7 protein-coding genes are annotated in these 6,909 nt (G+C 39.9%); 6 read left to right on the top strand and 1 reads right to left on the bottom strand.

The features are described from left to right. Positions 1–61: 61 nt before the first annotated feature. From CDG79_RS37860 to CDG79_RS37835, 6 genes are all read left to right on the top strand, one after another. Positions 62–586, top strand: a complete 525-nt coding sequence (locus CDG79_RS37860) for a hypothetical protein (protein WP_094346666.1) — start codon at positions 62–64, stop codon at positions 584–586. Then, the gene (locus CDG79_RS37855; protein WP_094346665.1) at positions 583–2,034 is read left to right on the top strand and encodes a 7-cyano-7-deazaguanine synthase; all 1,452 of its coding nucleotides are present in this window, start codon (positions 583–585) and stop codon (positions 2,032–2,034) included. The genes CDG79_RS37860 and CDG79_RS37855 overlap by 4 nt, the downstream gene beginning before the upstream one ends. Positions 2,035–2,045: 11 nt before the next feature. Next, positions 2,046–3,254, top strand: a complete 1,209-nt coding sequence (locus CDG79_RS37850; protein WP_094346664.1) for an XRE family transcriptional regulator — start codon at positions 2,046–2,048, stop codon at positions 3,252–3,254. Positions 3,255–3,263: 9 nt separating this feature from the next. Continuing rightward, on the top strand, positions 3,264–3,812 hold the full coding sequence (locus tag CDG79_RS37845) for a hypothetical protein (RefSeq protein ID WP_094346663.1): 549 nt from the start codon (positions 3,264–3,266) through the stop codon (positions 3,810–3,812). Positions 3,813–4,099: 287 nt separating this feature from the next. Further along, on the top strand, positions 4,100–4,834 hold the full coding sequence (locus tag CDG79_RS37840) for a hypothetical protein (RefSeq protein ID WP_094346662.1): 735 nt from the start codon (positions 4,100–4,102) through the stop codon (positions 4,832–4,834). Positions 4,835–5,755: 921 nt separating this feature from the next. Further along, positions 5,756–6,133 (top strand): hypothetical protein, encoded by a 378-nt coding sequence (locus CDG79_RS37835; protein WP_189525272.1) that lies wholly within the window; start codon positions 5,756–5,758, stop codon positions 6,131–6,133. Positions 6,134–6,450: 317 nt separating this feature from the next. Here CDG79_RS37835 and CDG79_RS37830 read toward each other — a convergent pair whose 3' ends face one another. Next, positions 6,451–6,699 (bottom strand): four helix bundle protein, encoded by a 249-nt coding sequence (locus CDG79_RS37830; protein ID WP_094346661.1) that lies wholly within the window; start codon positions 6,697–6,699, stop codon positions 6,451–6,453. Positions 6,700–6,909 lie beyond the last annotated feature (210 nt).

Here is a 6,909-nt window from a genome sequence, read left to right as displayed (position 1 = left end):
AGCGAACCACGAGTCCGCAAACGTCGCCCAAAAATTTACCCCTTGATGACTAAAACCCGGCATGAGTTACGCAAACAATTGCAAACTGCTTAAACTGCAAGGGTTCCGGCTTTTCTTAGTGCCATTCGGTATGGGGGAACTCTTAACCCAAGTAATTAAAGATTCGAGTAACAATCAATCTATAGATTTTGCCGATTTAAGTAAAAAACTTGATAGATTAGCACAACAAGCCAACATACCAAATCGAACTAAGTCACTTGTCCTTGATGCTGGAAAGAGTTTTCTTAATGATTTGCGTTATGGCCAGCTATTTAACACCAGCAAGATTTCAGAGGCAGTGATAGAAGGATATATGCAGAAAGTGTATGTATCAGAATTTGAGGGGCGAATTCCACTAATTCCCAATGACCACGCCAAAGTTGACAATTTAACTTTTACAGAGCGTATAGAGGTATTAAGGAAAGACATCTTTGCCCAGATCAGTACATGGGCAAAAAAGGCGAGTGTAGATGAGGGTGTAGCCAAGCTCAGACGAAATCGGCGATCGCAAGTCAAAGAAATAGACCTTGACGAGGATCTGCTATGAACTACAGACCTTCGCTTCAGCAAAAATTTAACGAAAGTGATTACAGCGATTACACTTTGCACTTTCAAGCTGTGTCGAATAGTAATGGATCTGTGCTGTTTATTGATCACTCCCAGGATCAGAAGCTAACTATTGGCATAAATGTGGACGATACAGAGTTCAAGTATAGGGTTAAGGCACAGTTTCCAGCTATTGTTGCCGATCTCATTGACCTTGCTGTTGCCATATATACTTCAGATCGTCTTGCTCCTCAAAGTCTTACAAAGAAGCAGCGCCGATTTTATGTGATACTGCCATTACGTCATCCAGAATTGTTTAGTGCTGAACCATTTCGTACAAAGCTAGATGACCTGCTAAAATGGACAACTGATAGCGAATGGGTTTTCGACTTCCAAAAACGGATTGCACCGGAACGCCTTGTTGAACAACACCAATCTCTTCAGATAGTACCCCAAGGATGTGAAGTGACGTTGTGGAGTGGTGGACTGGATGCGCTGGCAGGTTTGTACACTCGCCTGTTAATGTATCCAGAAAAACAGTTCGTCTTGTTTGGAACTGGCAGCAACAATAGTGTATTTACTCGCCAGAAAAAAGTAGCTAAGAAAATTCAATCTCTCTTCCCCTGTCGTTGCGACGATTTTTTCCGCGTCCCAATCCTATTTGATGATAGTAGTGAGCAGCAAAAAAACAAGCTTTCCCGCGCGCGGGGTGTTGTCTTCACTCTTCTTGGTTCTGCGTGTGCATACCTTATGGGGGAAAAGGTTCTTTATCTGTATGAAAACGGAATTGGTGCAATCAACCTTCCCTATCGTGAATCTGCTGTAGGGTTAGATCACTCTCGTTCTGTTCATCCTCTGACTTTGCTGATGGTAAGTGATCTTGTTTCTGAGCTTTTAGGAGAAGAGTTCCAGGTAAAAAACCCCTTTCTATTTTGGACTAAAGCCGAAATGTGTAAAGCATTGGCTAAAAATGGGAGAGACGACTTACCACCTTTAACTATGTCTTGTGACAGTCCACATCGTCAAAAGCCAGTTCAATGTGGTTACTGCTCCTCTTGTCTTTTAAGGCGACAATCACTTGCAGCCAGTGGCATAAAAGATAGAACTCGCTATGTAGTATTGCATGGAGAGCGTCCAGTCAAACACCCCAGCTTATGTTTCCTAAATATGCAGGCACAGGTTCACACCCTTGATTCTTTGCTGGGTGTCTCAGATGAACCTTGGAAAACTCTAACCAAAAAGTTTCCAGTGCTAGATGATATTGTTGATCGAACTGCTATGGCAGAAAATCTATTACCTGCCGATATGCGAAGTCGTTTAATTCAACTTTATCAAAATTATCTTTCCGAATGGAATGAGGTGGAATCGCAGATTGCAGACGGGTTATTAAATAAAGGCAACTATCAGAAAGCATCTAGCAGATACGTAGTCTCATCTCAACAAGGTTGAGGAAAAACATTATGGCTACCAATATTCTGGATAACATTGACCTGCGGACATTGGGGGAACTTTTACAACAAGCCCGTAAAAAGTGCGGACTGACTCAAGCTGATGCAGCCAAGGTGATTGATGCTGCACGCACCACTATGATTGCAATTGAGAAGGGAGAACGCCGTCTTAAAGCCAATGAACTGATTAAACTTGCTCGTGCTTATGGACGTTCTGTGAGTGACTTTGTGCGATCGCGCCCAGTAGTGCAACCTTTTGAAGTACAGTTCCGAGCAGTTTATCAACGCAGTCAGGAACAACAGGCAGAAATTGAACCATTCATTCTTCATTTAGAGGAATTATGTCAGAATTATCTAGAACTTGAGAAGATTATGGACGCGCCACTGCCGCAAAACTATCCTCTTGAGTATCAAGTAACCGATATGCCGATCAAATCGGCTGCGGAGAGTATAGCAGTTGCAGAGCGTCAACGGCTGGGTTTAGGTGATGCTCCTATTTCACAACTGCGGGACATCCTAGAACAAGATGTGGGGTTACGTATCTTCTATTTGCAGATGCCACAAAAATACTCAGAAGTGTATAGCTATAACGAGCAAGTCGGTGGTTGTATGGCCATCAATGCTAATCATCCAGAGGAGCGAAGACGCTGGTCAATGGCGCATGGATACCTTCATTTTTTGGCACATCGGCAAAAACCTGAGTTCCACTTTGATGGTCAATATCAGCGATTTCCTGAAAGTGAGCAATTAGCGGAAACTTTCCCTAAGTATTTCCTCATGCCTACCAGTGGATTGCTGAAGCGGTTTAATGATATGTACCGTACACACGGCAAATTCACCCCGACTAATTTATTTACACTAGCGCATTACTATGGAGTGTCCGTAGAAGCACTAGTTTATCGGTTAGAGGAAATGGAACTTCTACCTTCAGGAACTTGGGATAAATTACGAGATCGAGGTTTAAAAGTCAGAAAGGTACAGGAGGAACTTGGCTTAGAACAAATCCCCCAAAGGATTGATATAATGCCACTTCATTATCAGCATCTCGCAATTGAGGCATTAGACCAAGGTTTGATTACTGAAGGGCGTTTTGCTGAATTTCTCCATGTTGACCGCTTAGAAGCCCGTCGCATCGCTGAGACATTAAGGGAGTATTCAAGCGGAATGAGGGAGGAAGATACGGATTTTGATTTGCGTCAAATTCAAACTGCTGGGAAGTGAGGTCAATTCATGGAAATTACTCACTCTCATATTCTTCTTGATGCTTGTTGTGTTATCAACTTTTGTGCGTCGGGTCAATTTCTGGCAATTTTGAAATCTCTTCCTGCTGAAATTGTCGTTACTACAGTTGTACAAGAACGCGAATTAAAAACACTCCAACGACTTCAAGAAGAAGAAAATGATGCTGTGTTAGAGTTTGAAGAAGCTATTAAACTTGGTTTACTAAAAGTTGTGGATTTTGAGTCAGAAGAGGAGGAGGAATCTTTTGTAAATTATGCTGTTGAACTTGATGATGGCGAATCTGCAACTTGTGCGATCGCTGTTCACCGAAAATGGGCGATCGCTACTGATGACGACAAGGCGATCAAGTTTCTTCAAAGGAATTTTCTCCATCTTCAGATTTTATCAACTCCAGAAATAATTAAACATTGGTCAGAAAAACAAAGCATTGATTCTTTAGTATTAAGTAACGTCCTCAATGCAATTAGGATTAAAGGACGTTATGTACCACCAAAAAATGATCCTCTGCGAAATTGGTGGCAAAAATCCTCTAAATAAGCAGAATTGTGAAGGTATTGAAATTAACGTTGTAGCATTCTAGGGGGTATGCTATTCTACATATTTATCTTTACATAGTTGGGTTTTTTCACGTGTTTACTTTAAGTATCATTAGATAATAAACAGTCTTATGTTTAGATACTTCAACCTATTCTCTCCAGCCGCTCGGCGGCTCAGTTATAATATTGTCAAAAACCCATATTTGGTGTATTAATGTAGTTCAGATTTGTCCAATCCACCACCATCCTTTTTTATCAGTGTGTCCTCATTGTTTGAATCAATAACTTGTGCTTTCTGGTGATTCTCAGACCGGACACTGTAATAAATGCGGTAAATGGCTGGGGAGTTACCGATACAAAAATGGTGGAGTCAACAAAATTAAGAAAGCGGATGAAATTGCTTGGCAACTTTATGTGAATCACGAATTGGGAGAATTAATCGCAGCTGCACCCACTATCATATCTCCAATTGATTCAAATCGGATTAGTCAGACAATTTCTACTTTTATTAATCATGCATTTCAATCAAATCAAGCTGCTTTATCTCGCGCTATTTTAGTAAATCAAGCAACAATTGGTTCATGGTGTAAAGGAAAAGTAATACCTCAAATAGATAAACTTTTGCTACTAAGTCATCAGATGAGAATCAAATTGCTTGATTTTTTGACAACAGATGTTTTAGTTTTTGATAATATTGCTTGTGGCTCATTAACAAATCAAGCCGAACAACCAAGAAAGTCCTATACGAGAATCAATTCCGAGAGAAAGCAAGTTTTAAATATAATTCTTCAAGAAGTAATTAATGAGTACCCACCACCTTCTTTAGAAGATGTCGCGTTTCGTCTAAAACATTATCCGCTTTGTTTACAGCATCATTTTCCCGAATTATGTCAAATAATTAAAGTTAGACACACTGATTATAAAAGTGTGAGTAGACAGCAAAAAATTCAACCTATTCTCGAATTAGCACTTCAGGAATTTCCACCTCCTTCATTCCTAGAAATTTCTCGACGACTAGTGTGATTTTACCCCTTGCATGACCAAACTGTGAACCATAGCGTGACCAAAAGTTAACGTAATTTCAAGGTTTTTAGCCAATCAAAAACCTAACTTTATGAATCAAATTATGTCCGCTTGTTTTAAATGCGAACCATAATGCGACCAAAAGTTTTATTTTTTGACTTGGTAAAAAATGCAGAGCAAGACACACTAATTTAACCCTTAAATGTAGCGACCTGCAATTATAAATGCCCAAACCTGCAATCAAGACTTTTTCAAACCAGGATTATTTGCAACTATAATTTCAGTTGAGCCAGGATTAACTGCAACTGAGCCAGGATTATTTGCAACCAGCCTGCAATCATCCGTTTCGACCAGGATTAATTGCAAATAAGCTCAACACTTTACTATGACTGAGTTTTCAATTCTGACAGGAGTTAGTCAAAAAACTCATTTCAGAATTTGATAAATTAACAATGAAATATTTACCGAGTTTTTTTACTTGAAAACCAACGGTTTAACGTTCCGAAAGCCTTACCAGTAAAACAGTTAAGAAATCGTTCGTTTTTTTTACTTTTATAGTTGCATTTAATCCTGGCTCAAACCGATGATTGCAGGTTGGTTGCAAATAATCCTGGCTCAGTTGCATTTAATCCTGGCTGAAGCGCAATTATAGTTGCATTTAATCCTGGTTTATAAATGTCTTGATTGCAGGTTTGAGCGATTAGTATTGCAGGTCGTTACACTTAAATTTTAAACTTTCGGTCAAAATTTGGTTCAAAATGCCCACAATATGGTTCAAAAATATGTTTAGCCAAAAATTGAGTGATAAAGCGATGCCTGCGGCGGGCTGCGCCTACGCCTGAAATCTGAATTTTTATTTCTCTCTCATCGCGGTACGGTACAAATGAACTATTTGACCATATTCCAAGATGAAATTAAGTTTTGAGTTTTTTGAACTCCATTTATAGCTTTGAACTATATGTTGTCCTAGTACAGAGTGAAGTATTTCGTGACCGTTTGGCTAAATTATCGTTCAAATCACAACTAGGCTACAAAAATAATAGCTATTTATACAGATATTTTCCTGAACTTTCTCGTTCTATCTCCAAGCATTATCAAGAATACAATAATGCAATTGGTAAGAAAAAAAGAGAGCTTGTATGCCAAGAAATACAAAATGTTGCTCAATTGCTTCATTCACAAGGACAAAAACCTACACAACGTCGGGTTACTCAACTTCTTACCAAGCCGGGAGTGATGCGTAACCTTTGGGTTCGGTCTTACTTGCGTGAAATTCAGCAGTCTTTTGGCTATGATTAAGACATTTGCAAACTGAGTACAACCTATGCTTAGGATTAAAAGCATAATTTGGTTCTTGGCAACTTTTGGTGATCTTGGTTGGGGTAAGGCAGAAGGCAGACGGCAGAGGGCAGAAGGAAGAGGAAGGAAAAATTCCCACAATTGAAGCATAGCAAGGATTATAGAACATCTGCATCACTTGAAAGCCGTAAGCGATCGCCCCTTGAAGTCACAAATCCCACGCCCGGATAAGAAAACGTTGGGAGCGATGCGATTTTGTGAGATGCCTTGCTTCGTTTGGGCAGGGGGCAGGGAGCAGGGAGCAGGGGGATTAGAAATTAGCGTTTTATAAGCCAAGGAGATGGATTGTTGATTATAGTTACTAGAATGCCTAAAACTCGGTTGTAAACTCCATAAAGTTCTCTGGCTGTATCAACGTCTAAATAACCACATTTCACAGCAAATTTAAGCCAAGAACGTTCTTCAACAGGAAACTTCTTAGATAATTCAAAAATTTTCATGGCTACATCAAATGCCATTTTATATACTTCCAAGTCTTCATGACTTTTTATTGGTTCTTTTTCCATTCCCCCTGCCCCCTGCTCCCTGCTCCCCTGCTGTCTTTAACATGATCTCACAAAATCGCATTGCTCCCGAAAACGTTTTAAACCCTTCTGCCCTCTGCCTCCTGCCTTCTGCCTTAAAGCGCGTAACCTTTCATCATCACCAAAAGTTGCCAATAACCCATAATTTTGCCGAAGTTAATTGGAAGTATAGGTTTGCCATTCCGGCAATAT

It is taken from the genome of Nostoc sp. 'Peltigera membranacea cyanobiont' 232, assembly GCF_002245985.1.
In the GTDB taxonomy this organism is placed as follows: Bacteria; Cyanobacteriota; Cyanobacteriia; order Cyanobacteriales; family Nostocaceae; genus Nostoc.
Note: the sequence above shows the minus strand (reverse complement) of the source record. Positions and strands in the feature narration are given on the sequence as shown.